Source organism: Bradyrhizobium sp. P5_C12 (assembly GCF_054049735.1).
On sequence record NZ_JBFULU010000028.1, the window covers coordinates 25,553 to 50,302 of the forward strand.

Genomic DNA, 24,750 nt, shown 5'->3' on the forward strand with positions numbered 1-24,750 from the left:
CGGAGAACTCCTGATCAATGAAGCGCCGGCAGCAGGCCGCGCATCTTGAACAATTCCTGGAGCTTCAATTGTGCAAGTTGATGTCCGGCCTTGCGACGCCGCTCAATCCCTGCGGCCGAAAAATCGCGAAAAGCTCCGGAATCCTGGGACTCCAGGGAAAGGCCGGCCTCCTTCATGATATTGGCATCGGCCAGGTCGATGTTGGTGATCGCGCCCAGTGTCTTGAAACGCTGCGCGCGCAAAACCCGCCCGACGAGTTGCGGATCCCGTGCCTCTTCGGGGACAGCCGCGTAGAGCGCCTCGACGGTCTGCAACAGTTCATTGATGACCGCTGCGTTTGCGCCGTCCTGACGAAGCCGATTGCCGTAGCGCAGCTCACTCAGGCGATCGTTGGCCTCGATCATATTCTTCGGCGCAGCACGCTTGCTTCGAAAAAGGTTCATGACGACCAGAATGCGATCGACATCGTCCGATCCGGAAAACGCATCGATGGCATCGCCGAGTGGCGTATTGTCGACGATGCCGCCGTCCCAGAAATTCGCGCCGCCGATCGGCGTCGCCGGAAAACCGGGCGGAAGGCTGCCGCTTGCCAGGACGTGCTGAGGCCCGATCTCGGTTCGCGGCTCGTCCTTGTGCGGATGGTTCCGAAAGCGCATCAACTCGCCGGATGACACATCGACCGCGGTGACGACAAAGGCGGTCGGACTTTTGTTCAGCGCAGCGAAATCCACGTGTTTCTTCAGCGTCCCGAGCATCGGCCCGGTATCGTAGAAATTGGTCCAGCCGAACACATTCCAGTAATCGTAACGGGGCTTGTAGAAGCCGTGCACGCCAAACAAAGCGAGGTCCCGGTTGGCGATGCCCCACCAGTAGTTTCGCGGTTCCAGGGAAAGCTCGGACCACAGGGATTGCAGGCGCGTTCTCGCATCGGCCCGGTCCGTGGCGCCGACCACGCAGGCCGCATTGATCGCGCCAATGGATACGCCGGTGACCGCGACCAGCGTCACGGTCCTGCCCGGAGCATCGATGGCATCCATCAATTCCAGCAGCGCCTCGATCGCCCCGAACTCATAGGCTCCAAGCGCGCCACCGCCCTGGAGCACGAGTCCAATCTCGACCTTGTCCTTGGCAACCGTATCCATGGCAGGCCTGCCTTACAGCTTCCCCATCACGTCACCGCGAAAGCCGTAGATGGTCTTCTTGCCGGCCACCGCCACGAGCTGGACGTCGCGGGTCTGGCCGGGTTCGAAGCGGACGGCGGTGCCGGCGGCGATGTCGAGGCGCATGCCGCGCGCCTTCTTGCGCTCGAACTTCAGCGCCGGATTGGTCTCGAAGAAATGGTAGTGCGAGCCGACCTGGATCGGACGGTCGCCGGTGTTGGCGACCGTCAGCGTCACGGTCTTGCGGCCGGCATTGAGCTCGATTTCGCCGTCCTGGATGAAGAGTTCACCGGGGATCATGTCTGTCTTCCTCCGTCATTCCGGGGCTCGCGGAGCGAGAACCCGGAATCTCGATCAACAATCTCTGGATTCAGGGTTCGCCCTGCGGGCGCCCCGGAATGACGAATTTGAATCACCTGATCGGCTCGTGCACGGTGACGAGCTTGGTGCCGTCCGGAAACGTCGCCTCGACCTGGATGTCGTGGATCATCTCGGGGATGCCGGGCATCACCTGGTCGCGGGTCAGAACCTGCGCGCCCGCCTGCATCAGCTCGGCAACGGTGCGGCCGTCGCGCGCGCCTTCGAGAATGAAATCGGAGATGATCGCGATCGCCTCCGGATGGTTGAGCTTGACGCCGCGATCGAGCCTGCGCCGCGCCACGATGGCCGCCATCGAGATCAGAAGCTTGTCCTTTTCGCGAGGAGACAGGTTCATGCGAAATCTCTTCCATTCACATCATCAATTCAGCCACAGCCGCGGCAGGGCCGCGCCGGTGCGCGCCAGCACGGCCATCATGTCGGCGCGCAAGGCGGCCGCATCTTGGGCACAGAACCGCGCCATTGCAAAGCCATTCCAGGCGGATATCCCGACCTCGCCGGCGAAGGATTCCGAGGCCTCGCGAATCCGCTCGACCAGCGCCTCGTCGCCGGGAACGATCAGGGCCGTGCCGATCGCCGCGCCGCCCTTGGCGACCGCGGCACGCGCGAGCTTGGCGCCGACATTGCCGTCGAGCCTGACGGTCTCGGCAAAGACCAGCTTGCCGCCACGGGAGAGCCGCCAGCGGTCGACGAACTCGCCCTGCTGCATCCGCTCGCCCATGGCGGCGCGGCCGAACACCACGATCTCGCACAGCAGGAGCGAGGCCGTTTCATCGAGCTCGATATCGAAGCGGCGTTGCACCCGCGCCCGGTCGAACAGGATCGTCTCCTGCGGCAGCCATGCGAGATGCGCGCCTGCGCCGACCTTCAGCGCGATGCTGAGCTGCGCCGCGGGACCCGGCGCGCGGTAGACCTTTTCCGCAGCCGCCGTGGTCAGCGTCAGGCGGGCGCGTTCGGCCACCGCGATCTCGACGTCGAAACGATCTCCGCCGGCGACACCGCCGGCCGTGTTGACGAACATGCCGGACAGACCTTCGTCCTCCGGCGAGGGAAAGCGCACGCGCAGGGAGCCCGATTCATGCAGGGCGCCGCGTCGTGTCACGCCGTCGCGGGCGTGGACGTCGAACCGCACCGCGCCGCGGGCACGGTTGGCCTCGAATACAGACGATGTGGCTGATAGCTCGCTGCGCATCCGTCTCCCCGGCCGGTCGCGGCAGAAATCCGGCCTACAGCGCCATCTGGCGGCTGATTTCGCTCGCGTCGAGATTGGTGCGGTCGCAGGAGAATTTCACCGCGCCGCGATCCATCACCGCAAAACTGTCGCCGAGTTCGCAGGCAAAGTCGAGATATTGCTCGACCAGCACGATGGCGATATTGCCGAGGTTGCGCAGGTACGAGATCGCCCGGCCGATGTCCTTGATGATCGAGGGCTGGATGCCCTCGGTCGGCTCGTCGAGCAGCAGCAGCTTTGGCCGCATCACCAGCGCACGCCCGATCGCAAGCTGCTGCTGCTGGCCGCCGGAGAGGTCGCCGCCGCGGCGGCCGAGCATGGATTGCAGCACCGGGAACAGCGAGAAGACATCGTCCGGAATGTGCTTGTCCTCGCGCTTGAGCGGGCCGAAGCCGGTCTTGAGGTTCTCCTCGACCGTCAGCAGCGGAAAGATCTCGCGGCCCTGCGGCACGAAGCCGATGCCCTTGCGCGCCCGCTCATAGGGCTTCAGGGCGGTGATGTCATCGCCGTCGAACACGATCGCGCCGGACGAGATCGGATACTGCCCGACCATGGCGCGCAGCAGCGAGGTCTTGCCGACGCCGTTGCGGCCGAGCACGCAGGTCACCTTGCCGGGCTCGGCCGCGATCGAGACGCCGCGCAACGCCTGCGCCGCGCCGTAGAACAGGTTGATGTTCTTGACCTCGAGCATGGTTCAGCGCCCCAAATACACTTCGATGACCCGGTCGTTGGACGAGACCTGGTCGATGGTGCCTTCCGCAAGCACGGTGCCTTCGTGCAGGCAGGTGACCTTGACGCCGAGTTCGCGCACGAACGTCATGTCGTGCTCGACCACCATCACGGTGTGGGTCTTGTTGATTTCCTTGAGCAGCTCGGCCGTGAGATGCGTCTCGACGTCGGTCATGCCGGCGACGGGCTCGTCGACCAGAAGCAGCTTTGGATCCTGCGCCAGCAGCATGCCGATCTCGAGCCACTGCTTCTGGCCGTGGCTGAGGCTGCCGGCGAGGCGGTTGCGCGACTCGGTGAGGCGGATCGTCTCCAGCACCTTGTCGATGCGCTCCGACTCCGCCTTGCTGCCGCGCCAGAACAGCGTGCCCCTGACGCTGTGATCGACATTGAGCGCGAGCAGCAGATTGTCCTGCACGGTCTGGCTCTCGAACACCGTCGGCTTCTGGAATTTGCGGCCGATGCCGAGCTCGGCGATCCGGGTCTCGTCCAGTCGCGTGAGATCGGTGACGCCGTCGAACAGCACCGTGCCCTCGTCCGGCTTGGTCTTGCCGGTGATGATGTCCATCATCGTGGTCTTGCCGGCGCCGTTCGGGCCGATGATGGCGCGCATCTCGCCGGGCGCGAGCGTCAGCGAGAGGTTGTTGATGGCGTGGAAGCCGTCGAACGAGACGTGCACGCCGTCGAGATAGAGCATCGCGGAGGTCGCGCGGGTGTCCATGACGTTCATTTGCGCCTACTCCGCCATCTTGGGTTCGCTGACGCCGTCTTCGGCCGCGGCGCTCACGGTCGTCTCGGCAAGGCCCTTTTCCTGCGACGAAGCCCACCAGGCATTGAAGGTGCCGACGATGCCCTTGGGCAGCAGCAGCGTCACCAGGATGAACAGCGCGCCCAGCATGAACAGCCAGTACGGCGCCAGCATGCCCGAGGTGAAGAACGTCTTGGCGTAGTTGACGACGACGGCGCCGAGCGCCGCCCCCACCAGCGTGCCGCGGCCGCCGACCGCGACCCAGATCACCGCCTCGATCGAATTGCCCGGCGCGAATTCGCTCGGGTTGATGATGCCGACCTGCGGCACATAGAGCGCGCCGGCGACGCCGGCCATGCAGGCCGAGAGTGTGAACACGAACAGCTTGTAGGATTCGACGCGGTAACCGAGGAACCGGCTGCGTGATTCCGCGTCGCGGATTGCGATCAGCACCTTGCCGAGCTTGGAGGACACGACAGAGCGGCAGATCAGGAAGGCGACAATCAGCGCCAGGCAGCTCAGCGCGAACAGTGCCGCGCGGGTGCCTTCGGCTTGCACGTTGAAACCCAGAATGTCCTTGAAATCGGTCAGGCCGTTATTGCCGCCGAAGCCGAAATCGTTGCGGAAGAAGGCGAGCAGCAGCGCATAGGTCATCGCCTGCGTGATGATCGACAGATAGACGCCGGTGACGCGGGAGCGGAAGGCGAGCCAGCCGAAGCAAAAGGCGAGCAGGCCGGGGACGAACAGCACCATCAACGCCGCAAACCAGAACATGTCGAAGCCGTACCAGTACCAGGGCAGCTTGGAATAGTTCAGGAACACCATGAAATCCGGCAGGACCGGATTGCCGTAGACGCCGCGGGTGCCGATCTGCCGCATCAGATACATGCCCATGGCGTAGCCGCCGAGCGCGAAGAACGCACCGTGGCCGAGCGAGAGGATGCCGCAATAGCCCCAGATCAGGTCGATCGAGAGCGCGAGGATGGCGTAGCAGACATATTTGCCCCACAGCGCGACCAGATAGGTCGGCACCTGAAAGAAGGAGCCCGTGGGCAGCAGCAGATTGGAGAGCGGAATCAGCACGCCCAGCGCGGCCACGACCAGCAGAAATATGGTCGCGCCGCGGTCCAGCGATCGCGTGAGCATATGCGGCGTCATGCTTCCACCGCCCGTCCCTTGAGCGCGAACAGGCCGCGCGGGCGCTTTTGAATGAACAGGATGATCAGCACCAGGATGGCGATCTTGCCGAGCACGGCGCCGGCGACCGGCTCCAGGAACTTGTTGGCGATGCCGAGCGTGAAGGCGCCCACGAGGGTTCCCCATAGATTACCCACACCGCCGAACACCACGACCATGAAGCTGTCGATGATGTAGCTCTGGCCGAGATTGGGGCTGACATTGTCGATCTGCGACAGCGCCACGCCGGCGATGCCGGCAATGCCCGAGCCGAGGCCGAAGGTCAGCGCATCGACGCGCGAGGTGGCGATGCCCATCGAGGCTGCCATGCGGCGGTTCTGCGTCACCGCGCGCATCTCGAGCCCGAGCGCGGTATAGCGCAGCATCGCGAGCAGGATCGCGAACACCGCGAGCGTGAAGCAGAGGATCCAGAGCCGGTTGTAGGTGATGGTGATCTGGCCGAGCTCGAAGGCGCCGCTCATCCAGGAGGGGTTGCCGACCTCGCGGTTGGTCGGGCCGAACATGGTGCGCACCGCCTGCTGGAGCACCAGCGACAGGCCCCAGGTCGCGAGCAGCGTCTCCAGCGGACGGCCATAGAGGAAGCGGATGATGCTGCGCTCGATCAGGACGCCGATCGCGCCGGCGACGAGGAAGGCGAGCGGCACCGCGATCAGCAGCGAATAGTCGAACAGGCCGGGATAGCGGGTGCGGATCACCTCCTGCACCACGAAGGTGGTGTAGGCGCCGATCATCACCATCTCGCCATGGGCCATGTTGATGACGCCCATGACGCCGAAGGTGATGGCGAGCCCGATCGCGGCGAGCAGCAGCACCGAGCCGAGCGAGAGGCCGTACCAGGCATTCTGCACCGTGGACCAGACCGCGAGCGAAGACTGGATCGAGCCGATCGCGCTCGCCGCCGCCTTGGTCACCGAGGCCGGCTGGTCGCCCATGCCGGTGAGCAGCGCCAAGGCCTCCTGGTCGCCGCGCGCCTTGAGGGTGGCGACCGCCTCGAGCTTCTCGACCTCGGTGGCGTCGGACTTGAACAGCAGGATCGCCGCACGGGCGTCGCCCAGCGCGGCCTTGACGGATCGGTTGGTTTCCTTGGCGAGCGCGCCGTCGACGGCTTCGAGCGCCGTCTCCTCATGCGACTTGAAGACGGATTGCGCGGCCTGGAGGCGCGCTCCGAGATCCGGCGACTGCAGCGTCAGGCTGCCGACCGCGGCGTCGACGCTGCGGCGCAGGCGGTTGTTGAGGCGGACCGCGCTCGCGCTGTCGGGAACGCTGGCGACCGGCTGGCCGGTCGCGGCATCGATCGACTTGCCGTCGGTGCCGGTGACGTAGACCTTCTTGCTGTCCGGATCGGCCATCAGGCGGCCGTCCTGGAGCGCGCTGATGATGGGGTAGGCCAGCGGATTGCCGCTGCTCGCGACCACGCCGATCGCCTCTTCGGTGTCGGAATAATCATCGTTGGCGAATTTGGCGACCGCATCCTCGAACGGACCGGCAAAGGCCGGCAGTGCGAACGCGATCAGAAGCAACGAGAGCAGGAGCGAACAGAGACGGGCGGACAAATTGGCTGGCACTGTGAATGACCCCGGCAGAAATGGTGGAGAAGGCGGCGGGATCGCCGCCTTCTCCGGTCGCGTACGCTGGACAGTCAGACCCGGATCAGGAGCCCGAACCGAGGCACTTGTTGGTCTTGGTGTTGAAGTTGCCGCACTTCTTGCCGACCCAGTCGCCGACCAGGTCCTTGGAGCCTTCCAGCTCCTTCGACCAGGCATCGCCGGCAACGAGACCGGGCGTCTTCCAGACCACGTCGAACTGACCGTTCGCCTTGATCTCGCCGATGAACACCGGCTTGGTGATGTGGTGGTTCGGGAGCATCTTGGAGGTGCCGCCGGTCAGGTTCTTGGCTTCGATGCCCGGGAGAGCGTCGATGACCTTGTCGGGATCGGTCGACTTCACCTTCTCGACCGCCTTGACCCACATGTCGAAGCCGATCACGTGCGCTTCCATCGGATCGTTGGTCACGCGCTTCGGATTCTTGGTGTAGGCCTGCCACGCCTTGATGAACTTCTCGTTCTCCGGCGACTTGATCGACTGGAAGTAGTTCCAGGCCGCGAGATGGCCGAGCAGCGGCTTGGTGTCGATGCCGGCGAGCTCTTCCTCACCCACCGAGAACGCGACCACCGGGATGTCCTTGGCCTTGATGCCCTGGTTGCCGAGCTCCTTGTAGAAGGGAACGTTGGCGTCGCCGTTGATGGTCGAGACCACCGCGGTCTTCTTGCCGGCCGAGCCGAACTTCTTGATGTCGGCCACGATCGTCTGCCAGTCGGAATGACCGAACGGCGTGTAGTTGATCATGATGTCTTCCTGGGCGACACCCTTCGACTTCAGATAGGCTTCCAGGATCTTGTTGGTGGTGCGCGGATAGACGTAGTCGGTGCCCGCGAGCACCCAGCGCTTCACTTTCTCGTCCTTCATCAAATAGTCGACGGCGGGGATCGCCTGCTGGTTCGGCGCAGCACCCGTGTAGAACACGTTGCGCTCGCTCTCCTCGCCCTCGTACTGCACGGGGTAGAACAGGATGTTGTTCAGCTCCTTGAACACCGGGAGCACCGACTTGCGCGACACCGAGGTCCAGCAGCCGAACACGACCGAGACCTTGTCCTTGGTGATCAGCTCGCGCGCCTTTTCCGCGAACAGCGGCCAGTTGGAGGCGGGATCGACGACGACGGCCTCGAGCTTCTTGCCGAGCACGCCGCCCTTCTTGTTCTGCTCGTCGATCAGGAAGAGGATCGTGTCCTTCAGCGTGGTTTCGCTGATGGCCATGGTGCCGGAGAGGGAGTGCAGCACACCGACCTTGATGGTGTCGTCGGCAGCCTTCGCGCCAGTCAATGAAGCCAGACCGAGCATCAGTCCGGCGGTCGCGGCGAGCACGCCGCGGCGGCTAAATGACGCCGCTATATCGTGAGTGGATTTGGTAAGCATGATTGTATCATCTCCCTGACGCAGACGTGAAAAGACGCTGCGAAACGGCCCCACGGCCGCCTGCGATTAACGGAATCGCAAGAACCATGCCATGGACCTGTCACTAATTAAGCCATTGATATGACTTATTAAATTGGCGAAAATCAAAGTTTCGCCACGGTCCAATCGCCCAAACAATGGGCAAATAAAATGTATGCTAATGCGGCATACAGGTTATTTTTTGAGCAAAATGACACTTCTGTCTAAATTTCCGGCATAACTATTTTTGCACCGCAACCGGTTCTCGGGACGCGCCTGCCTTGAAAGCGCCTCGCCAATGTTCCATATGGTCGTCGAGACCTCTTGCGAATCAAGTGGTCGTTGCGAGCCGCGTGTTCTTAAGCCCGTCTGGGCCTCTGGCTTGCCCCATCTCACCAAGCCATCCGACACCCCAAACACGCAGGTGTCTATTCGACACCCGTATTGCGCGTGCCCCGCTGATTGCGCCGGGCGCCCGCTTTCGACATGGAAAGAACCCAACTTTTGACTTCCTTTCAGGACTTCGGCCTCGCCGAACCCATCGCGCGCGCCCTCGCCGAAGAGAACTACCTCACCCCCACCCCCATCCAGGCCCAGACCATCCCGATAGCGCTGACCGGCCGCGACGTGGTCGGTATCGCCCAGACCGGGACCGGCAAGACCGCGTCCTTCGCGCTGCCGATCCTGCACCGCCTGCTGGAGAACCGTATCAAGCCGCAGCCCAAGACCTGCCGGGTGCTGGTGCTCTCGCCCACCCGCGAGCTGTCCGGCCAGATCCTGGACAGCTTCAACGCCTATGGCCGCCACGTCCGCCTGGGCTCGACCCTCGCCATTGGCGGCGTGCCGATGGGTCGCCAGGTCCGCGCGCTGATGCCGGGCGTCGATGTTCTGGTGGCCACCCCCGGCCGCCTGCTCGACCTCGTGCAGAGCAACGGCCTGAAGCTTTCGAGCGTCGAGTTCCTCGTGCTCGACGAGGCCGACCGCATGCTCGACATGGGCTTCATCAACGACATCCGTAAAATCGTCGCCAAGCTGCCGATCAAGCGGCAGACGCTGTTCTTCTCGGCCACGATGCCGAAAGACATCGCCGAACTCGCCGACGCGATGCTGCGTGACCCCGCCCGCGTCGCGGTGACCCCGGTCTCCTCGACGGCCGAGCGGATCAACCAGCGCATCCTTCAGGTCGACTTCGCGGCGAAGCCCGCCGTTCTGACCAAGCTCCTGAAGAACGAGCCGATCAACCGCGCGCTGGTTTTCACCCGTACCAAGCACGGCGCCGACAAGGTGGTGAAGACGCTCGAGAGGGCCGGCATCGCCGCCAGCGCCATCCATGGCAACAAGTCGCAGAACCATCGCGAGCGGACGCTGGCGCTGTTCCGCTCCGGTGAAATCCGCACGCTGGTCGCCACCGACATCGCCGCCCGCGGCATCGATGTCGACGGCATCACCCACGTCATCAATTTCGACATACCGAATGTGCCCGAGACCTATGTCCACCGCATCGGCCGCACCGCGCGCGCCGGCGCCGAAGGCACCGCGATCTCGCTGGTCGCAGGCGGCGAGGAACTCGGCTATCTCCGCGACATCGAGCGGCTGATCAAGGTGACGCTGCCGCGGGAAGATAACCGCACGGACGCCGGCCGCAGCGATGCGGGCGCGCCCCCGTCACAGCAACGGCAGGGCCGCCAGGGCCGCCCGGGCCAGCGCCCGCAAGGCGCAAGGCATGGTGAGGGAAGGCATGGCGAGGGAAGGCATGCTGAGGGACGTCAGGGTGAAGGACGGCGTGCTGACGAAAGGCGTGCTGACGGACGGCATGGCGCCGCCAAGCAGGGCGACGGCAGGCCCGGCGAAGGTCGGCACGGTGAAGGAAGGCACGTTGACGGACGGCCTGGCGGCAGCCAGAAGGTCTCGAAGGGTTCTCGCCGCCGCCGGTCCGGTGGTAAGATGCACTCTTCGCCAACCGACCGACCTGAGCAGCGTTCCGCGCATAGCGCCAGCAAGCCTGATGGGATACAAGGCGTGGCCTTTTTGCGCCGCGAGAGTCGGCCGATGGGCCAACCGACCCGCAAACCCTATTCGAATTAGCCGACCATCGACCTGGAGAAATTCATGGCTAAGGAAGAGCTGATCCAGTTCGAAGGACTGGTCACTGAAATCCTCCCCGACGCGCGCTACCGTGTGCAGCTCGACGCCGGGCACGAGATTGTTGCCTACACCGCCGGCAAGATGAAGAAGAACCGCATCAAGACGCTGGCGGGCGACCGCGTGACGGTGGAGATGTCGCCCTACGACCTCGAGAAGGGCCGGCTGATTTTCCGCCACAAGGACGAACGTCCCTCGACGCCCGGCGGCCCGCCGCGGGGCGGGGCGCGCGGCGGCCAGTTCCGTCGCCGCTAAACGGCCCGTTCGCGCGCGAGCGCGGAATTAAAATTCCGACCTGTATGCTGATCCGCCGTGAGCCATCACGGCGGATCAAAAAACCGTGCATGTCAGGATTGTTTTGGGGCCTTATTTCCAATAAAATCAGCTAATCGATTTTCGGCCGGACGACATTAGCATCCACCGGTACAGCCGGTTCAGACACGCTGACGACCCTTCCAGAAATTCGATCTAACCTGCCCGCGCGAGCGGGCTCTTACACTGTGTGATCTGAGAAGGAACTACCCCCGTGAGCATGGGAACCGTGAAGTGGTTTAACGCGACCAAGGGCTTTGGCTTCATCCAGCCCGACGACGGCGGACAGGACGTGTTCGTGCATATCAGCGCCGTCGAGCGCGCCGGCCTCGGTACGCTGCGCGAAGGCCAGAAGATCTCGTACGAGATCGTGGCCGATCGCCGGTCCGGCAAGTCGGCAGCCGACAATCTCCGCTCCGCCGGCTGAGCCGGCCTGGCCTTCGGCCAGCATCGAGCGAACACGCCAAAGGAAAAGGCCGTGCGTCATGCACGGCCTTTTTTCATAGGCGAAGGACGGTTTGCGCCGTCCGCGTCGTTGGTCTTGTTAATTGGTCTTGGCGGCCCCGCCGCCGCTGGCAGTGTTGCTCAGCGAGCCGGCCTGGCTCATCGTGTTGTTGAAGTAGGTGTCGCTGTCGCCGAGCGTCACGCGGCGCTGGCAGATCGGCATGCAGCTGTAGGATTCGCGCTCGATACCGCGATAGACGGTGACGAGCCGGTCGCTCGGACCTTCGACCTGGATCTGGCGATCGACCAGTATCTCGCCGCCCCTGTCGAGCGCGATGAAATTGGTGGCGCCATAACCCTTCCCGGTCACGACGATCATGCCGCCGGGCTGGAGCGTGACGTCGGCGATCAGGGGATTTCCGACCACGATGGTCGCCACCTTGCCGGGCAGCCGCACCAGCTTGGCCTGGTCGACATTGACGGCGATGGCATCGGCGGTGGGTTCGGCAAGGCCGGCGGCCGGCGAAGCCAGCACCGCAGCCGCAACCAGAAGACAGACGCGCGCATGACGGCGCAGCAACTCTTTACGCATACTCTTACCCCGGGACGTCACAAACCGGCAGAAACGATTCTGAAAGCGGAGCCGGCGCCCGACACGGCTAACCTGCCCTCAATTCATGAACGTTCCGCAAATTCGCCGACTATTGTTTGAACGGACCGGCGTTTTGCCGGCCCCCGTCCTACTGGCGGAACGGATAGGCCAGCTGGCCCGCGATCTCCTTCGGCATGGTCGCTTCGTCCTTGCCGTAATCCTGCGGGAGTTCACCCGCCGGCATGCGGAAGGTGCCGAACAGCACGTCCCAGATCGGGAACGTTCCGGCGAAATTGGTATCGCCGCCCTCCTCGAGCGAGGTGTGGTGCCAGCGGTGGAACACCGGCGTCGCCAGCAGATATTTGAACGGGCCGAAGGTCCAGTTCAGGTTGGCGTGCACGAAGGCCGAATGGAAGGTGGTGAACGGGCCGACCCAGATCATGACGTTCGGCGAAATGCCGGCCATCAGCAGCACGACGTCGACGCCGATGGTGCCGAGCATGAGATTGACGGGATGGAAGCGGGCCGCGGAAATCCAGCCCAGCTCCTCCGAGGAATGATGGATCGCGTGGTACTTCCAGAACCCGCCGCCGTGAAACAGCCGGTGCAGCCAGTACAGCATGAAATCGGACAGCACCAGGAACAGCGCACCCTGCACCCAGAGCGGCAACTGCGACAGCGGGCCGTGGCCATTGTCGTAGAAGGCGATGAGCTCGTCGGCATCGTGGATGTTGAAGACCACGCCCGCGCCGACGATCAAGAGCCCGATCCGCATGGTACGGGCGAATACGGGGACGAAGAACCAGTAGCAGATGTCGGTCACGATCTCCCGCTTGCGCCACCACGGCGCGCCGGGATTGCAGGCCCAGAAATGTTCGAGAACGGTGAAGACTACCGCGAGTGCGAAGGTGATCGGGATTACCTTCGCGATGGTCTCGCCGAGCATCAGGGCGACTTGCATGGGTAGGCTCGACATAGTCGCCTCTCTTCCGAAGTCCTGGTCCGCTCTAGGCCTACTCCGCGAAATTTAAGGGAGGATGAAGTTGGCGGCGCGCATGCAGCGCAGTTCGACCAGGCGTGAATTTTCAATGGCGCTCTTAAGGTGAAATTCACTCTGGCCAAAAGCATCGCGCAGGCGCCGGCTTTAACCGTCTGAATTAACTCTACCGAAAGAGCTCGGCTTTCATGGTCATGGCGTCAATGCAGCGCCGATGAGGCGACCCCACCCCAGATGGAGTTTAGTTCATGAAGAACCTGATCGCGCGTTTTGCGAAGGATGAATCCGGCGCCACCGCCATCGAATACGGTCTGATCGCCGCCGGCATCGCGCTGGCCATCATCACCGTCGTCAACAATCTCGGCACCACGCTGAACGCCAAGTTCGGTTCGATCAGCTCGTCGCTGAAGTAAGCGACCGACGCACGACGGCAAACGCCCCGGATCTCCGGGGCCTTTGTTTTTTTCGGACACGGCGAGTTCCAGTGGCGTTGCGTAAATTCAGAACCGATGCCGCGTTTGCGGCGGGCCAGGCGGAAGCGGCGCGGACCGAGGCGCCGACCTATTGGGTCTGCCTTGCGCTGCTGCTTGCGATGGTCGCGCTCGCCGCGCGCATTGCCAGCCTCTGGTGAGAGCGCCCTCGGCGGCTTCCGACCCCAGGGTCGCCATTGCCGTTGTCGGTTTGTTTAGCACTGCCGGCTAGCATGCGGCGACGCCCCGATCCGGCGACACACCCAGGCCTCAAGACGCAGCCCATGATCCTCGACCTCGCGCGCCTTCTGCTCTTCCCGGCCCTGATGGCGTTTGCCGCCGCGAGCGATCTCTTCACGATGACGATCTCGAACCGCGTCTCRCTGGTGTTGGTCGCGGGCTTCTTCGCGCTCGCCATTGCCGGTGGCATGGCACCTTACGACATGCTGAGCCATGTCGGCGCCGGCGCGCTCGTCCTGGTCGTGGCCTTCGCCTGCTTTGCGATGGGCTGGGTCGGCGGCGGCGATGCGAAGGTCGCGGCCTCCGTCGGGCTCTGGTTCGGCTTCGCACAGTTGATGAACTTCCTGCTCTACGCCTCGCTGTTCGGCGGTGCGCTGACGCTGTTCCTGCTCCAGTTCCGGCAATGGCCGCTGCCCTACGGGCTCGCGGGCCAGGCCTGGCTCGCGCGGCTGCACGCCAAGGAGAGCGGCATCCCCTACGGCATCGCGCTCGCGCTGAGCGCGCTGATGGTCTACCCGGAGACCGAATGGGTGAAAGCGATCGACCTCGCTCACCTCGCACTGCGCTGAACGCTGCGGGATAACCCGGCGTTAAGCTGATTTAGATACGCCTCATTAACCATGCTTTGACGAATAGCTGGTCAACTGCCGATTACGGCGGCGGAACCGTCGCGGCGTTTAGTTGGAAAGTGAGCGTATGAATAGGGCCCGCATTGTCGTCCTGACGGTCGCCATCTGCGCCGGCGGCGTCGCCGCGTATCTGGCGAGCGGCTCGGACAATTCTGCGCCGCCTCCGGCGGCTCCTGTCGCGCAGCTTCCAACCGTCGACGTGCTGGTGGCCAAGAACGACATCGGCCTCGGCCAGACCGTGAAGCCGGACGACGTGCAGTGGCAGACCTGGCCGTCCGCGACCGCCAGCGCCACCTTCATCCGCCGCAACGAGCGTCCCGAGGGCGTGACCCAGGTCACCGGCTCGATCGCGCGCGCCCCCTTCATCCAGGGCGAGCCGATCCGCGACCAGAAGCTGGTCAAGGCGGAGGGCTCCGGCTTCATGGCCGCGATCCTGCCGAGCGGCATGCGCGCCGTCTCCACCGAAATCTCTCCCGAGACCGGCGCCGGCGGCTTCATCCTGCCCAACGACCGTGTCGACGTGCTTCTGACCCGCCGTCTCAAGAACCCGGACCAGAGCGCCGGCGCCCCGGACATCGTCACGTCCGAGATCATCCTGGTCAATATCCGCGTGCTGGCCATCGACCAGGCGCCGAGGGAGAAGGACGGTCAGAACGCGGTGGTCGGCAAGACCGTCACCCTCGAACTCAATCCCGCGCAGACCGCGACCCTTTCCGCCGCCCGCCAGAGCGGCACGCTGTCACTGGCGCTGCGCAGCATTGCCGACGTCAAGATGAGCGACAACACGCTGGACGAGTCGCAAAAGCCGCGCGGAGACGGCATCTCGGTCATTCGCTACGGCATCCCAAGCCAGACGGCGAAGGTACGATGAGGACAGTCGATATGAAATGCGGGGCCAATTTGCCGACGATGCGGACCTCCATGGTCCGCGCCCTGTCGTTTTCGGCCGCACTCGCGCTAGCTCTCAATCCGGCGCTGGCTCCGGTCATCGCCGCCGACTACCGCCCCGTGGCGCCGGCCGCGGCCGACGGCCAGATGAACGCGCGCTTCCTCTCGCTCGGCATCGGCAAGTCGATCGTGATCGACCTGCCGCGCGACATCAAGGACGTGCTGGTCGCGGACCCCAAGATCGCCAATGCGGTGGTCCGCTCGTCACAGCGCGCCTACATCATCGGCGCCTCGGTCGGCCAGACCAACATCGTGTTCTTCGATTCCGCCGGCCAGCAGATCGCGGCCTATGACATCGCGGTCAAGCGCGATCTCAACGGCGTGCGGGCGGCGCTGAAGCAGGTCCTGCCCAATTCCGACATCCAGATCGACGGCCTCGGCGACGGCGTCGTCCTGACCGGCTCGGCGGCGAACCCGCTGGAAGCGCAGCAGGCCAACGATCTCGCCGCGCGGCTCGCCGGCGGCGCCGACAAGGTGCTGAACTCCATCGTGGTCCGCGGCCGCGACCAGGTCATGCTGAAGGTGACGGTCGCCGAAGTCGCGCGCAGTATCGTCAAGCAGCTCGGCATCGACCTCTCCGCCAACTTCAGCTACGGCACGTCGGTGGTGAGCTTCACCAATTCCAACCCGTTCACCGCTCTTGGCAAGAATCTGGTGGACGGCAACAGCCTGACCACGAAGTTCGGCGCGGCGCCGTCGGTGCAGGCGACGCTGCGGGCGATGGAGACCGCCGGCGTGATCCGGACGCTGGCCGAGCCGAACCTGACCGCGATCTCGGGCGAGTCGGCGACTTTCATCGCCGGCGGCGAATTCCCGGTACCGGCGGGCTATGCGTGCGATCCCACGACTCATGTCTGTACCACCCAGATCAGCTTCAAGAAGTTCGGCATCTCGCTCAACTTCACGCCCGTGGTGCTGAGCGAAGGCAAGATCAGCCTGCGGGTGATGACGGAAGTATCGGAATTGTCCAACGAAAATGCGATCACGCTGTCGCAGGCCGTGACATCGAGCTCGGTGAACTCGCTGACCGTGCCCTCGATCAAGACCCGCCGCGCGGAGACCTCGCTGGAAATTCCATCCGGCGGCGCGATGGCGATGGCGGGCCTGATCCAGCAGCAGACCAAGCAGGCGGTCAGCGGGTTGCCGGGCCTGACGCAGCTCCCGGTCCTCGGCGCGCTGTTCCGCAGCCGCGATTTCGTCAACAACACGACCGAGCTGGTCGTGATCGTGACGCCCTATATCGTGCGCGCGGTGGCGCAGAAGGACCTGTCGCGTCCGGATGACGGCTTCGCGGCGTCCTCGGATCCGCAGGCCGAGCTGATCGGCAACATCAACCGCATCTATGGCGTGCCCGGCAGAACCGAGCCGGCACGCAACTACCGCGGCACCTACGGCTTCATCACCGACTGAGGCGGAACGGGGACTTCGCTATGACCACAAGACCACCCCAGATTCGCAAACGCGCCATCGGCTTCGGTGGCGCGCTCGTCGGTATCGCGCTTGCGCTCGGCGGCTGCCAGCATGACGAAGTGGTCACCGGCTCGATTCCCGACGACTACAAGCAGCGTCACCCGATCGCGATCGAGGAGCAGAACCGCTCGATCGTCGTCTTCGTCGGCCACGCCCGCGGCGGGTTGACCGCCGCCCAGCGCGCCGACGTGATGGGCGTGGCGTCGGCCTGGCTGCACGAAGGCACCGGCGCCATCCATATCGACGTACCGTCCGGCACGCCCAACGCGCGTCCGGTGGCGGATACGATGCGTGAGATCCAGGCGATGCTGGTAGCGGCCGGCGTTCCGCCGCGCGGCATCATGGCTCGCCCTTATCAGCCCGAAGACAAGCGCTTCCTGCCGCCGATCCGTCTGACCTATTCCAGGATCGCCGCGGTCGCGGGCCCCTGCGGTCTGTGGCCGGAGGACATCGGCCCCTCGATGAAGAACAAGAGCTGGTTCGAGAACAAGGAATACTACAATTACGGTTGCGCCTATCAGCGCAACCTCGCGGCGATGGTCGACAATCCGTCGGACCTCGAGCAGCCGCGGCCTGAGACACCTTCCTACACGATACGGCGCACCGCCGCCTTCGAGAAGTATCGCAAGGGGATTCCGACGGCGGTGCCCTATCCCGAAGCCGACAAGGCCAAACTCAGCGATACCGGCAAATGATCAGCTACGCTCGCCAGACTCCGGAAGAGCAGCCGGAAACCTCGCCTCCGCCGGCCGAGGAGCATATCGCGCCCGCGCCGCGCGTCTCGGTCCAGGCCTTCTGCGAAACCGTGGAGACCGCCGCCGCCGTGCAGTCGGCCGGCGAGGATCGCCGTCTCGGCAAGGCCCATCTGAAGATCCAGATGGGCGGCATGGCGGCTGCGATCGAAGCCTATCGCTCGGCGCCCACGCCGAACGTGATCGTGCTCGAAAGCGACGGACGCAACGACCTCCTGACCGGCCTGGACCACCTCGCCACCGTCTGCGACGCCGGCACCCGCGTGGTCGTGATCGGCCGCATCAACGACGTCATGCTCTACCGCGAGCTGGTGCGTCGCGGCGTCAGCGACTACGTGCTCTCACCGGTCGGCGCGATCGACGTCGTGCGCTCGATCTGCAACCTGTTCTCGGCGCCGGAAGCCAAGGCGGTCGGCCGCATCATCGCCGTGGTCGGCGCCAAGGGCGGCGTCGGTTCTTCCACCGTGTCCCACAACGTCGCCTGGGCGATCGCGCGCGACCTCGCGATGGACGCGGTGGTCGCCGATCTCGATCTTGCCTTCGGCACAGCCGGGCTCGACTACAATCAGGATCCGCCGCAGGGCATCGCCGACGCGGTGTTCTCGCCCGACCGCGTCGATACCGCCTTCATCGACCGCCTGCTGTCGAAGTGCACCGACCATTTGAGCCTGCTGGCGGCACCGGCGACGCTCGACCGGGTCTATGATTTCGGCAGCGACGCCTTCGATTCCGTGTTCGACACGCTGCGCTCGACCATGCCTTGCATCGTGCTCGACATTCCCCACCAATGGTCGGGCTGGACCAAGCGCGCCTTGATCGGGGCCGACGACATCCTGATCGTGGCGGCGCCCGATCTCGCCAATCTGCGCAACACCAAGAACCTGTTCGATCTCCTGAAGGCTTCGCGCCCCAACGACCGGCCGCCGCTCTACTGCCTGAACCAGGTCGGTGTCCCGAAGCGGCCGGAGATCGCCGCGACCGAATTCGCCAAGGCGATCGAGAGCCAGCCGGTCGTCTCGATCCCGTTCGAGCCGCAGATCTTCGGTTCGGCGGCCAACAACGGTCAGATGATCGCGGAGATCTCGGCCAACCACAAATCGATCGAGATGTTCCTTCAGATCGCCCAGCGCCTCACCGGCCGCAGCGAGACCAAGAAGCAAAAGTCGTCCTTCCTTTCACCCCTGATTGAGAAGTTGCGGGGAAAATAAGCCGCCGCATGGAGTTGTTAAGTGTTCGGTAAGCGTAGCGGAACAGACACCGACCCTCGGGCCCCGAAGCCCGGCGCAGCGTCGCCAGAGCCTGCCCCGGCTCCGGCGCCCGCGGTGTCGCGCGCGCCGCCCCCGCCGACCGTCGCCTCGCCGCCGCTCGCCCCCACTAGGCCCGCGCCGGCCCCGGCCATGGAGAGCCGGCGCTCGGACAATTACTACGAGGTCAAGGCGACCATCTTCGGTGCGCTGATCGAGGCAATCGACCTCGCCCAGCTCGCCAAGTTGGACTCCGAGTCGGCGCGCGAGGAAATCCGCGACATCGTCAACGAGATCATCGCGATCAAGAACATCGTGATGTCGATCGCCGAGCAGGAAGAGCTGCTCGACGACATCTGCAACGACGTTCTCGGTTACGGCCCGCTCGAGCCGCTGCTGTCGCGCGACGATATCGCCGACATCATGGTCAACGGCGCCAACACCGTCTACATCGAGGTCGCCGGCAAGATCCAGCGCACGGGCATCCGCTTCCGCGACAACCAGCAGCTCCTCAACATCTGCCAGCGCATCGTCAGCCAGGTCGGCCGGCGCGTCGACGAATCCTCGCCGATCTGCGACGCGCGCCTCGCCGACGGCTCCCGCGTCAACGCCATCGTGCCGCCGCTGTCGATCGACGGGCCGACGCTCACCATCCGCAAATTCAAGAAGGACAAGCTGACGCTGGATCAGCTGGTCAAGTTCGGCGCGATCTCGCCGGAGGGCGCGGAAATCCTCCAGATCATCGGCCGCGTCCGCTGCAACGTGCTGATCTCCGGCGGCACCGGCTCGGGCAAGACCACGCTGCTCAACTGCCTGACCAACTATATCGAGCACGACGAGCGCGTCATCACCTGCGAGGACGCCGCCGAGCTGCAACTGCAGCAGCCGCACGTGGTGCGACTCGAGACCCGCCCGCCCAACATCGAGGGCGAAGGCCAGGTCACCATGCGCGAGCTGGTGCGCAACTGCCTGCGTATGCGCCCCGAACGCATCATCGTCGGCGAAGTCCGCGGACCCGAGGCGTTCGACCTGCTCCAGGCCATGAACACCGGCCATGACGGCTCGATGGGCACGCTGCACGCCAACAATCCGCGCGAGGCCCTGTCGCGCTGCGAATCCATGATCACCATGGGCGGCTTTTCCCTTCCGTCGCGAACAATTCGCGAGATGATCTGCGCTTCGATCGACGTCATCGTCCAGGCCGCGCGTCTGCGCGACGGCTCGCGCCGCATCACCCACATCACCGAGGTGATGGGCATGGAAGGCGACACCATCATCACCCAGGACATCTTCCTCTACGACATGGTCGGCGAGGACGCCAACGGCAAGATCATCGGCCGGCACCGCTCGACCGGCATCGGCCGCCCGAAGTTCTGGGAGCGCGCCCGCTATTACGGCGACGAGAAGCGCCTTGCCGCCGCGCTCGACGCCGCGGAAGTGGCGCCGAAGACGTGAGCAGGACAGCACAGTCATGAACATTCAGGTCCTCGCCCTCGCCTTCCTCGCCACCGCCGCCGTCGGCGGCATCGCCTGGGTCTTCCTTTATCCGCTCCTGTCCGGCGAGCGAAAGGCGGAAAGCCGTCGCGCCTCGATCTCGCGCGCCGATGCGCCCGCGGCCAAGCAGACCGAGAAGAGCCAGCGAACGCGCCGCGAGCAGGTCGAGACGTCGCTCAAGGATCTCGAGGCGCGACGCCAGCAGGAGAAGAGCGTTCCGCTCAACGTGCGCCTGTCGCAGGCAGGGCTCGACTGGGCGCCGCAGAAATTCTGGATCGTGTCCGCCGTCGTGGCGGGCGTGCTGTTCGCGGTCGCCCTGTTCGTCGGGGGCGGCATGCTCGGCGCCGCCGGCCTCGCCTTTGCCGGCGGCTTCGGCCTGCCGCGGTGGGCGCTGAGCTTCCTGAAGAAGCGACGCGAAACCAAGTTCCTGACCGCGCTGCCCGACGCGGTCGACGTGATCGTCCGCGGCATCAAGGCGGGCCTGCCGCTGTTCGAATCGATCAAGGTCGTCGCCGCCGACGCGCCGGAGCCGCTGCGCAGCGAGTTCCTGGCCATCATCGAGACGCAGGCGATCGGCATGCCGCTCGGCGAGGCCTGCTCGCGCCTCTACGACCGCATGCCGCTGCCGGAAGCCAACTTCTTCGGCATCGTCATCTCGATCCAGCAGAAGTCCGGCGGCAACCTCTCCGAAGCGCTCGGCAACCTCTCAAAGGTGCTGCGCGATCGCAAGAAGATGAGGGAAAAGATCCAGGCGATGTCGATGGAAGCCAAGGCCTCGGCCGCCATCATCGGCTCGCTGCCGCCGATCGTGATGTTCCTGGTCTATCTCACGACCCCGCACTACATCTCGCTTTTGTGGACCCATCCTACCGGTCAGCTCATGCTGGTCGGCTGCGTCGTCTGGATGTCGGTCGGCATCATGGTGATGAAGAAGATGATCAACTTCGATTTCTGACGGTGCCGTATGGTCGAATTTCTCGTTGCGAAACTGCATGACGTCCGCTTCATGACCATGATGCTGGCGGCCATCGCCGCCAGCGCCACCGTGTATACGCTGGTGATGCCGCTGTTTGCCGGCGAAGGCCTCTCCAAGCGCATGAAGGCGGTGGCAAGCGAGCGCGAACGCATCCGGCAACGCGAGCGCGAGCGCCTCAACAAGAACGAAAAGGTCACGCTGCGCCAGACGCCGAAGCAGCTGGTCTCCCGGGTCGTCGAGGACTTCAACCTCACAAAATGGCTCGCGCAGGAAGCTGCGCGCGACAAGCTCATCATGGCGGGCTATCGCGGACAGGCGCCCTACATCACCTTCCTGTTTGCCCGCATGGTGGCCCCGCTCGTGCTGTTCGTCGGCTCGGTCGTGTACGTGTTCGCGATCGCGCACATGGAGAAATCGATGCCGATCAAGATCGGCATCTGCGTCGGCGCCGCCTATCTCGGCCTCCAGGCGCCGATGTTGTTCCTCAAGAACGCGATCTCCAAGCGCCAGCTCTCGATCAAGCGCGCTTTCCCCGACGCGCTCGACCTGCTCCTGATCTGCATCGAATCCGGCATGTCGGTCGAGATGGCGTTCCGGAAAGTGGCCACCGAGATCGTGGGCCAGTCGATCGCGCTGTCGGAAGAGTTCACGCTGACCACGGCCGAGCTGTCCTATTTGCAGGATCGCAAGGTTGCCTATGAGAATCTGGCCCGCCGCACCGGGCTCGAGGGCGTCAAATCGGTTTGTCTTGCGCTTCAGCAGGCGGAACGCTACGGCACGCCGCTCGGCCATTCCTTGCGCGTCATGGCGCAGGAAAACCGCGACATGCGCATGAACGAGGCCGAGAAGAAGGCCGCCGCGCTGCCGCCGAAGCTGACCGTGCCGATGATTCTGTTCTTCCTGCCGGTGCTGTTCGTCGTCATTCTCGGACCGACCGGCATCAAGATCAGCGAGATGCAGTGAAGCAAGCCACGGACCGCACTCGGTCCGCCGCGCGGCTCCAAGCCTGGAAGAATCCGGTCTGATCAGTCGGGCTGGCTGAGCGAGGCGACCGGCGTCCGCTTCGGTGCGCCGCGCGGAGCGTCGTTGCGGTTCAGCATGTCCTTGAGATAGGCGACATTGGCCGCCGCCTGATCCGGCGGCAGGTCCGCCTTCACGATGGTCTCGGCTTCCGCAAAGCGCCCCTGAAGGCCGACGACGAGGCCGAGATTCTGCCGCACCCGGGCGCTCGCACGCGGCGAGGCATAGGCCTGCCGCAGCGCCTCTTCGGCCTTCGGCAGGTCCTTCGACAGCATGTAGGACAGGCCGAGATTGGAAAGCACGCCGGGATCGCCCGGCGCGATCTTCAGCGCGCTCGCATAATAGGAGCGCGCCTCGCCGTGACGGCCCATCTGGTCGAGCGCGGTGCCCTGCACCGAGAGCAGGCGCCAGTCCGGATTGTCGGGCGAATGCGCTTTCGCAAGCACGTCGAAGGCCTGCTGGAAATTGCCATTGTCGGCGAGCGCACGGCCGTATTGGGCGAGCAACGCCTTGTTGCCTGGGTTGGCGATGGTCGCCTGCTCGAGCACCGCGGCGGCCTGGGCGCGCTGACCGTTTGCGCGCAACGCCTGGCCATAGGCAAGCGCGGCGTCGGCGTCCTTGGGATTGGCGCGATAGCGCTCGCCATAGGCTTCGATGGCGCGCGCGGGATCGGCGGGGGTGGCGGCGTCCGCGCGCGGCCCGACCGAGCCGGTGACGTCAGAGAGCTTTGACATCGCCGCGCAGCCGCCAAGGCCCATGGCCACCATCGCGACCAGCGAGGTGGAGGCAAGAAGCCGGGCAAGACTGAACCGTTGACGCATGACGCTTTGACTCTCGAGCCGATTGATCGAGCCGAATGCGCCAGCAATAGACTGTTAACCCTAACGGCCGGTTAATGTCAGCCTGCCTGCCCCTCACGGTGGCGTCTGCGGCGGCACCTCCCCGCCGAGGCCGAGATCGAGGCCAAGCGCCTTCACCCGCTCATTCAGGTCCCGCAGCAATTGCAGCTTCTGTTGCGTCTGCCCCTGAACATCGATGCCCGCGCRCGGCGTCCTCGGCAATTCTCGCAAGAGGTCCTCACGATTGATCAGACGCTTCGCCCGCAGCTCGCCGAGCGCGGCGCGATCGAGGCCGAGCACATCGGCGGATTGCTCGGTCAATCGGTTCAGCAACAGCCTTACCGCGGCCACCGCCGCGACGTCATGCGTGCGCTCCGACTTCGCGAGCTTGCCGTCGATATCCGCCCACGCCTGCGAGCTGACGAGACAGGCGTAGAGCGTGTTCGCCCAGTCTTGCTTGCCGTCAGCGTAGAAGGCCCGGCGCGTCAACAGCAGGCGCGCCAGCGCCGCGACCTGATCGCGCTTGAGCGTCGCACATGAGCCGATCTCGATCGCCGACTGCAAGGCGGGATCGCGGGAAAAATCCCGCCCTGCCGGAAGCCTGATGACACCGCCCGGCAGGTTCGAGTCGAGCGGCCCGAACGCACCGGTGTTGCGCGGCCGCGAATACCGGGCGATCGCGAACCGGTACTCGGAACGGCCGGCGTCAGACATCGGGCCGAAATGGATGATGTTGAAGCCGGCGTCGTCGCCGGCCTGCCCGGTCGAGGACGGACAGCAGAGCACGTAGATCGTGCGCCAGAACACCTCACCGCCCTCGCTCGAGGTCGCACGCGGATCGGGGATCGAATAGCGGGTCAATCCCTCGACGTGCCGGTGCCCGTGCAGAACCAGATTGACGTTGAGCGAAGTGGCCGCCTCGAGAAAGGTCGCGGGCGCAGCGAGATACATCAGCGGCTCGTCCGGGACGCCGAGAAACCGCTTCCCTTCGCCGGTTGCCTGCGGCAGCGGATGATGGTGCATCGCCAGCACGCGCACCAGATTTTCCACCGGCTCGGCGTAGTCGGCGCGTCCGGACGAGCCAAGGCTGCCCGCGAGCTCGACGCTGAGCCGGGCGGAATCTGCGACCATGGCATTGTAGGCGCTCTGATCGATAGTGCCGCCCGCGAGCGCCGTGAGGCTCGCGCTGTTGGAATCCAGCAGCACCAGATCGAGGCCGGCCTGGCGATAGTAGACGCTCTTCGAGGTTCGCGGCAGATGCAGATAATCGTAGGCATCGTGGCGGCCGACGCGCTGGCTCGGCCGCTTGACATCGTGGTTGCCGGCGATCGCCTGGATATCGGTGAACAGGCCGGTCTGCCGGAACGAGGCGATGACCGCGAGCGCTTCGTCGAGCGCGCGCGGCGTCGGATCGTTCACGAGGTCGCCCGTGATCAGCAGAATGCGGTCGGGAATGTCCGCGAAGTCAGCCATCTTCTCGCGGATTGCGGCACCGAGTGCCTCGATCGTCGCAAGCAGCCGGCCTGACCCGTCCAGGTGCAGGTCGGAAATATGCGCAATGACGAATGATCTATCCATTTTGCGCCGCTCATCGCAAATGCTGCGCCGCCGAAACGATAAGAGATAAGAGAAATGCCTTCGACGAACGGGTTCGGGCCGGTTCAACCCAGCTATCGACGGCATATGCCGCCGTCTTCTTGCGCTCGAGACCTGCAGAACCGCACGGCACAATCTAAAATATCGGTCGATA

General features: G+C 64.7%; 26 protein-coding genes. 13 read left to right on the forward strand and 13 right to left on the reverse strand.

Features of this window, described 5'->3' with window-relative positions:
* Window positions 1-14: 14 nt before the first annotated feature.
* From ACXJMY_RS23570 to urtA, 9 genes are all read right to left on the reverse strand, one after another.
* On the reverse strand, window positions 15-1,142 hold the full coding sequence (locus ACXJMY_RS23570) for a patatin-like phospholipase family protein (RefSeq protein WP_456621739.1): 1,128 nt from the start codon (window positions 1,140-1,142) through the stop codon (window positions 15-17).
* A 12-nt stretch (window positions 1,143-1,154) separates the two neighbouring features.
* Window positions 1,155-1,460, reverse strand: coding sequence for an urease subunit beta (locus tag ACXJMY_RS23575; RefSeq protein ID WP_456621740.1), 306 nt, complete (start codon window positions 1,458-1,460; stop codon window positions 1,155-1,157).
* Between the two features lie 112 nt (window positions 1,461-1,572).
* Complete coding sequence (locus ACXJMY_RS23580) at window positions 1,573-1,875, reverse strand: urease subunit gamma (protein WP_195802235.1); 303 nt, start codon at window positions 1,873-1,875, stop codon at window positions 1,573-1,575.
* Window positions 1,876-1,899: 24 nt separating this feature from the next.
* Window positions 1,900-2,730, reverse strand: a complete 831-nt coding sequence (locus ACXJMY_RS23585; protein ID WP_456621741.1) for an urease accessory protein UreD — start codon at window positions 2,728-2,730, stop codon at window positions 1,900-1,902.
* A gap of 34 nt (window positions 2,731-2,764) precedes the next feature.
* A complete protein-coding gene (gene urtE, locus ACXJMY_RS23590; protein WP_456621742.1) occupies window positions 2,765-3,460 on the reverse strand; it encodes an urea ABC transporter ATP-binding subunit UrtE in 696 nt (231 codons plus the stop codon).
* A 3-nt stretch (window positions 3,461-3,463) separates the two neighbouring features.
* The gene (gene urtD / locus ACXJMY_RS23595; RefSeq protein WP_456621743.1) at window positions 3,464-4,225 is read right to left on the reverse strand and encodes an urea ABC transporter ATP-binding protein UrtD; all 762 of its coding nucleotides are present in this window, start codon (window positions 4,223-4,225) and stop codon (window positions 3,464-3,466) included.
* Window positions 4,226-4,231: 6 nt separating this feature from the next.
* The gene (gene urtC / locus ACXJMY_RS23600; RefSeq protein WP_456621744.1) at window positions 4,232-5,401 is read right to left on the reverse strand and encodes an urea ABC transporter permease subunit UrtC; all 1,170 of its coding nucleotides are present in this window, start codon (window positions 5,399-5,401) and stop codon (window positions 4,232-4,234) included.
* Window positions 5,398-7,005, reverse strand: a complete 1,608-nt coding sequence (gene urtB / locus ACXJMY_RS23605) for an urea ABC transporter permease subunit UrtB (protein WP_456621745.1) — start codon at window positions 7,003-7,005, stop codon at window positions 5,398-5,400. Before urtB ends, urtC begins: the two co-directional genes overlap by 4 nt.
* Window positions 7,006-7,090: 85 nt before the next feature.
* Window positions 7,091-8,413, reverse strand: coding sequence for an urea ABC transporter substrate-binding protein (urtA, locus tag ACXJMY_RS23610; protein ID WP_456621746.1), 1,323 nt, complete (start codon window positions 8,411-8,413; stop codon window positions 7,091-7,093).
* 504 nt (window positions 8,414-8,917) lie between these two features.
* Between urtA and ACXJMY_RS23615 the strand changes: the two genes are divergently transcribed.
* From ACXJMY_RS23615 to ACXJMY_RS23625, 3 genes are all read left to right on the forward strand, one after another.
* Window positions 8,918-10,516 carry a DEAD/DEAH box helicase gene (locus ACXJMY_RS23615; RefSeq protein WP_456621747.1) on the forward strand — a complete coding sequence of 533 codons (1,599 nt, stop codon included), beginning with the start codon at window positions 8,918-8,920 and terminating at the stop codon, window positions 10,514-10,516.
* 24 nt (window positions 10,517-10,540) lie between these two features.
* The gene (gene infA / locus ACXJMY_RS23620) at window positions 10,541-10,828 is read left to right on the forward strand and encodes a translation initiation factor IF-1 (protein WP_456621748.1); all 288 of its coding nucleotides are present in this window, start codon (window positions 10,541-10,543) and stop codon (window positions 10,826-10,828) included.
* Window positions 10,829-11,099: 271 nt separating this feature from the next.
* Window positions 11,100-11,312: a cold-shock protein gene (locus tag ACXJMY_RS23625; protein WP_007599788.1), complete on the forward strand. Its 213-nt coding sequence runs from the start codon at window positions 11,100-11,102 to the stop codon at window positions 11,310-11,312.
* 117 nt (window positions 11,313-11,429) lie between these two features.
* On the opposite strand, the gene ACXJMY_RS23630 is transcribed toward ACXJMY_RS23625, so the two are convergent.
* Window positions 11,430-11,921: a pilus assembly protein N-terminal domain-containing protein gene (locus ACXJMY_RS23630; RefSeq protein ID WP_456621749.1), complete on the reverse strand. Its 492-nt coding sequence runs from the start codon at window positions 11,919-11,921 to the stop codon at window positions 11,430-11,432.
* Window positions 11,922-12,069: 148 nt separating this feature from the next.
* A complete protein-coding gene (locus tag ACXJMY_RS23635) occupies window positions 12,070-12,897 on the reverse strand; it encodes a sterol desaturase family protein (protein WP_456621750.1) in 828 nt (275 codons plus the stop codon).
* A gap of 269 nt (window positions 12,898-13,166) precedes the next feature.
* On the opposite strand from ACXJMY_RS23635, the gene ACXJMY_RS23640 reads away from it, so the two are divergent.
* The 10 genes from ACXJMY_RS23640 (at window position 13,167) to ACXJMY_RS23685 (ending at window position 22,104) form a co-directional block, all read left to right on the forward strand.
* Window positions 13,167-13,331, forward strand: coding sequence for a Flp family type IVb pilin (locus tag ACXJMY_RS23640; protein WP_008131913.1), 165 nt, complete (start codon window positions 13,167-13,169; stop codon window positions 13,329-13,331).
* 77 nt (window positions 13,332-13,408) lie between these two features.
* Complete coding sequence (locus ACXJMY_RS23645; protein ID WP_456621804.1) at window positions 13,409-13,549, forward strand: hypothetical protein; 141 nt, start codon at window positions 13,409-13,411, stop codon at window positions 13,547-13,549.
* Between the two features lie 123 nt (window positions 13,550-13,672).
* Complete coding sequence (locus tag ACXJMY_RS23650) at window positions 13,673-14,197, forward strand: A24 family peptidase (protein ID WP_456621751.1); 525 nt, start codon at window positions 13,673-13,675, stop codon at window positions 14,195-14,197.
* A gap of 127 nt (window positions 14,198-14,324) precedes the next feature.
* Window positions 14,325-15,128 (forward strand): Flp pilus assembly protein CpaB, encoded by an 804-nt coding sequence (gene cpaB, locus ACXJMY_RS23655; protein ID WP_456621752.1) that lies wholly within the window; start codon window positions 14,325-14,327, stop codon window positions 15,126-15,128.
* Between the two features lie 11 nt (window positions 15,129-15,139).
* On the forward strand, window positions 15,140-16,615 hold the full coding sequence (locus ACXJMY_RS23660) for a type II and III secretion system protein family protein (protein ID WP_456621801.1): 1,476 nt from the start codon (window positions 15,140-15,142) through the stop codon (window positions 16,613-16,615).
* Between the two features lie 20 nt (window positions 16,616-16,635).
* Window positions 16,636-17,370 carry a CpaD family pilus assembly protein gene (locus ACXJMY_RS23665; RefSeq protein ID WP_456621753.1) on the forward strand — a complete coding sequence of 245 codons (735 nt, stop codon included), beginning with the start codon at window positions 16,636-16,638 and terminating at the stop codon, window positions 17,368-17,370.
* Window positions 17,367-18,635 carry an AAA family ATPase gene (locus ACXJMY_RS23670; RefSeq protein WP_456621754.1) on the forward strand — a complete coding sequence of 423 codons (1,269 nt, stop codon included), beginning with the start codon at window positions 17,367-17,369 and terminating at the stop codon, window positions 18,633-18,635. The genes ACXJMY_RS23665 and ACXJMY_RS23670 overlap by 4 nt, the downstream gene beginning before the upstream one ends.
* 21 nt (window positions 18,636-18,656) lie before the next feature.
* Complete coding sequence (locus ACXJMY_RS23675) at window positions 18,657-20,126, forward strand: CpaF family protein (RefSeq protein ID WP_456621755.1); 1,470 nt, start codon at window positions 18,657-18,659, stop codon at window positions 20,124-20,126.
* Between the two features lie 16 nt (window positions 20,127-20,142).
* Window positions 20,143-21,120 (forward strand): type II secretion system F family protein, encoded by a 978-nt coding sequence (locus ACXJMY_RS23680; protein ID WP_456621756.1) that lies wholly within the window; start codon window positions 20,143-20,145, stop codon window positions 21,118-21,120.
* A 9-nt stretch (window positions 21,121-21,129) separates the two neighbouring features.
* Window positions 21,130-22,104 carry a type II secretion system F family protein gene (locus tag ACXJMY_RS23685; protein WP_456621757.1) on the forward strand — a complete coding sequence of 325 codons (975 nt, stop codon included), beginning with the start codon at window positions 21,130-21,132 and terminating at the stop codon, window positions 22,102-22,104.
* Between the two features lie 62 nt (window positions 22,105-22,166).
* On the opposite strand, the gene ACXJMY_RS23690 is transcribed toward ACXJMY_RS23685, so the two are convergent.
* The gene (locus tag ACXJMY_RS23690; protein WP_456621758.1) at window positions 22,167-22,982 is read right to left on the reverse strand and encodes a tetratricopeptide repeat protein; all 816 of its coding nucleotides are present in this window, start codon (window positions 22,980-22,982) and stop codon (window positions 22,167-22,169) included.
* A gap of 93 nt (window positions 22,983-23,075) precedes the next feature.
* Window positions 23,076-24,578, reverse strand: coding sequence for a metallophosphoesterase family protein (locus ACXJMY_RS23695; RefSeq protein ID WP_456621759.1), 1,503 nt, complete (start codon window positions 24,576-24,578; stop codon window positions 23,076-23,078).
* Between the last annotated feature and the right edge of the window lie 172 nt (window positions 24,579-24,750).